This is a genomic window from Shewanella sp. A22, from assembly GCF_053850585.1.
On the sequence record NZ_JBSQBN010000204.1, the window covers coordinates 1 to 3,764 of the forward strand.

Annotated in this window: 4 protein-coding genes; 1 reads left to right on the forward strand and 3 read right to left on the reverse strand. The window is 39.0% G+C overall.

The genetic code is table 11. From position 1 onward, the window contains the following. Positions 1 to 423: 423 nt before the first annotated feature. From ACWXWT_RS20070 to ACWXWT_RS20080, 3 genes are all read right to left on the reverse strand, one after another. The gene (locus tag ACWXWT_RS20070; RefSeq protein ID WP_456043337.1) at positions 424 to 813 is read right to left on the reverse strand and encodes a nuclear transport factor 2 family protein; all 390 of its coding nucleotides are present in this window, start codon (positions 811 to 813) and stop codon (positions 424 to 426) included. A gap of 91 nt (positions 814 to 904) precedes the next feature. Next, positions 905 to 1,558: a DsbA family protein gene (locus ACWXWT_RS20075; protein ID WP_456043338.1), complete on the reverse strand. Its 654-nt coding sequence runs from the start codon at positions 1,556 to 1,558 to the stop codon at positions 905 to 907. Between the two features lie 82 nt (positions 1,559 to 1,640). Then, the gene (locus tag ACWXWT_RS20080) at positions 1,641 to 2,525 is read right to left on the reverse strand and encodes an MBL fold metallo-hydrolase (protein ID WP_456043339.1); all 885 of its coding nucleotides are present in this window, start codon (positions 2,523 to 2,525) and stop codon (positions 1,641 to 1,643) included. Between the two features lie 106 nt (positions 2,526 to 2,631). Here ACWXWT_RS20080 and ACWXWT_RS20085 point away from each other — a divergent pair, with 106 nt between their 5' ends. Then, a complete protein-coding gene (locus tag ACWXWT_RS20085) occupies positions 2,632 to 3,522 on the forward strand; it encodes a LysR family transcriptional regulator (protein ID WP_456043340.1) in 891 nt (296 codons plus the stop codon). The last annotated feature ends 242 nt before the right edge of the window (positions 3,523 to 3,764 follow it).

Genomic DNA, 3,764 nt, shown 5'->3' on the forward strand with positions numbered 1-3,764 from the left:
CAGACTTTATGCCTTTGGCTGCTTGTTTAGCGAAAGCTTCTAATTCTTGTTTATTCATGTGCTACCTTCCATTGACCCTAATAGGGTACTGATTGAAAAGCAGTTACACAAAATTATTTACAGGCTCATAGTAGATTGTGTTTTATGCAGTTCATTGATGTAAACGCATAATAAAAAGGCTTTAACATTGTGCTTATAAAATTAAAACCCGTAATAGCATTTTCTCATCATTAATGTAAATCAGATAAAAAAACAGAATCTACACTATCAAATACCATTGTTTTGTAAAAACATAACAGGTTTACTAAACTTAATCATGGCTCGATTGTCCATTTTTTTGCTGGTAAAACCCTTAGTTTGTATTATTTATTGAACATGAATTTGAATCGACATATTATTGAAAGCCACAATCAAACATATTGTTTAGTCCATCGCTTGAACAACAACTTGGCTATCAACAAATTGCTCAAAATGGATGATTTCCCCTTCTTTTAGCGTCCATATATGAGCTACTCTGGCATTGATAACCTTACCTGTCTTTAAATACCTTCCTCTATAGGTCCCGTAAGCAACAACTTTATCACCAGATGACACATAGTCTTCAACGTCAAAGCGGTAATTTTCCCACTCAGTTGCTAAACGCTGAAATACGTTGTTGGCAATACTATTAAAGCCTATATAGGTACCGGCATAAGGAAAACCCTGGGCTTCAGTCCAACTCACATCCGCGGCTAAATGAATCTTTAGGTTTTTACCGTTCTCTTCTGATGTCGCCCCTTCATATGTGCTTTTAACGATTTCTAAATTAGTCATAGTGGTTCCTTTATCGGTAATATTACATGCGCACAATGGGTTAACAGAGCATGATTAATGCCATTCTAGCGATTAAACATGCTCTTCCCCATTACATGTCAGAAAGAGTCTTGTTCAAATACTCATGCCAACCTTGTGTGTCACCGTAATAATTTGCGATATTGACGAGGTGATATTGACCATCTTCGGTTTCAATTGCAGCCGACGGAAACCCTTGTCCATGCACATGATTGAGTAGAGTGCGACTGTTATCAATATGGCTTCTGGTCAAACTCCCCGCTAGCGTCTGATATTGACTCTCAAACAAATAACCCTTTACACCAGCTTCTATTGCGATGTCGTGAAGTACGGTAAACAGGCTGATGTTACGGCCGTCTTGATAGTAAGCCGTTTGCATGCGATTTAGAAAGTCGACCCCGTTTAAACCAAGCGCTTGAGCGGCCATCAATGCGGTAATAGAGGGTTGTGAATTCAATATCACGGCATGATCATTTAGCAAGCCATCTTTGTAAGCGCTGCCAAAAGGCTGGCCACTTTTTAGCGCAATCTTGTTATCGTTGCTTAGTGCAAACTCACGCCATTGGGCTGTAATAGGACGAACACGGTCATCGATCAATAATCCACCGCCATGCAACTCGACGCTTAGGTTACCAAGTGCATTTGCTGCTCCTATTAAAGGTAATGCTCCATAGGTCCAGCCACATAGAGGGTCAATAATCAGGTGTAATTTTTTTTCATTATTCATAATATATTCCTTATATAACTCGTGTTTACGAATATCTAATATGACTTTTTAGTGCTCTATATTGCTCAACTGTTTGGCAAACTTAATGCCACGACATTTCACCAGTAACAACTTTTGCACCTAAATCCAAAATACTTTTTGCACCTAACTGCGGGTAATCCTTCATCACCTTCTCTATCAATTGCTCAGATGTACTTACATTTGCTGCGGCATAATTAAATTTTTTCAAATACGTTTGAGTGAATTGAATCGAACTTTGATCTAATTGGCTACCAGTAAGAAAATGTCCAGGAATGACTTTTTCAGGCGCTAATTTTTGCATTTCCGCTAGGGTCGCAGACCACTTATCCCGATCAGCTTGGCTCTTAGTGTCGGCTACCCAAACATGCATTTGATCAAATACTACAATCCCACCCGTTACGGTTTTAATTGAAGGGATCCAAAGGTAGGTTCGTTCAGGGTTATGCTCAAGGTTTTTGATTTCTATGGTTTCGCCTTCAAGCGTTAACGTGTTACCAGTAAATACGTTGGGTAACACGAGTTTTTGCGGCGCATTATCTTTTAAAATTGGTCCCCAATAATCTTTTTTTCCTTGCATGGATTTTTCAATTTTGGCCACGGTATTAGGAGTCGCAATAATATTAGCTTGTGGAAACGCCGCCTTGATTATGTCTAAACCAAAGTAAAAATCAGGATCACCATGACTGATATATATCGTTTTGAGTTCTTTGCCAGTTGCTTTTAATTTTTTGACCAGTTGTTGAGCATCGTTTCGTTGAAACTGTGCATCGACCAATAAGACTTCCTTGTCTCCTTCAATAATACTGGAGGAGACTGGAAACATACTGCTGGCACCAGGGTTATAAACATCGATACTAAGCTCAGTAGCTTGGGTATAAAAAACCGATGCACCAAGAGAAAGTGCAGCAAAAACAGACAATAATTGAGGTTTAATAACTGTAAACATATTGATTACCTTTTTAGTTTTTTCGAATTAAGGTAAGTATACGTTTCATTTTATGCGACAAAAACATTACAATGTGCAACTGTTTGTTGCATAGATCGAGTTAATAATGGATAGGCTAAGAGCAGCAGAAGTATTTATGACAATTGTTGACCAAGGTAGTATGGCTGGTGCAGGGCGAGCATTAGACATGTCACGATCTATGATTACGCGATATTTAAGTCAAATGGAAAGCTGGTCTGAAGTTCAGCTTTTACATCGTTCAACGCGCAAATTGAGCCTGACAAGTGCGGGAGAAAAAGTCTATTTACATTGTCAGCAATTGCTTGAAATAGCGAGTGCAGTCGCCACACCAATCATTGATAATGGTACTGAACCTCATGGTATTATACGTCTCGCTTGTTCTGGTTTTACCGCTGAACATTTGCTGTTTAACTTTGTTCAGCATTTCACCTTAGCCCATCCTAAAATGACTATAGATTTCCATATCAGCAATGAGGCGACGAATCTGATAGAACAGCGGATTGATTTAGCCATTAGGATCACTAATGCCCTCGACCCCAATATTATTGCCCGCAACCTCGGCACGTGCCACTCAACCCTGTGTGCCAGTCCCAATTATATTAAACGTCATGGACATCCACAGAAATTAGCGGATTTAACTCGGCATAATTGTTTAGTGTATTCAAATTTTGGCAAAAGTTTGTGGCATTTTATGAATGGCGACCAACCTAGTAATGTCGCGGTATCAGGTAATATTAGTGCCAATGAATCTTCTTTATTACTTAACGCTGCCTTATATGGACACGGGATAAGTTTACAACCAAGCTATGCTGTAGCAGAACTGATTCAACAAGGTCAATTAGTTGAGTTACTGCCCGATTTTAAACCTCTAGAAATGGGAATTTATGCGATATATCGTTCGCGAAAACACCAAACACTTGGACTAAGAACTTTCATTGATAAATTAGTTGAACACATTACAACACTTCAAACCTAAGCGAACTTAACACCAACTAAATGATTCAGTTGATTAAAGTACTGGGGTAATATTGGATACTACGCCATGAGATTTTGTTACAAACGCAAGCTGATAATTGTTTGGAATTGGTATTATACCAATCCTATTAAATATGTGGTCTTTCAGCGGGAGTTCAAAGTGCTGTAGGCAAGGCAGATGATTGAAGCGAATAGTGATCCTCGGTAACAAGCTCCTGCGTTACTCTACCTCCAGCATCTGAC

Excerpts from the sequence above, each read along its gene's own strand:
- ACWXWT_RS20070 (WP_456043337.1), bottom strand. The coding sequence starts at position 813 with ATGACTAATTTAGAAATCGTTAAAAGCACATATGAAGGGGCGACATCA.
- ACWXWT_RS20075 (WP_456043338.1), bottom strand. The coding sequence starts at position 1,558 with ATGAATAATGAAAAAAAATTACACCTGATTATTGACCCTCTATGTGGC.
- ACWXWT_RS20080 (WP_456043339.1), bottom strand. The coding sequence starts at position 2,525 with ATGTTTACAGTTATTAAACCTCAATTATTGTCTGTTTTTGCTGCACTT.
- ACWXWT_RS20085 (WP_456043340.1), top strand. The coding sequence starts at position 2,632 with ATGGATAGGCTAAGAGCAGCAGAAGTATTTATGACAATTGTTGACCAA.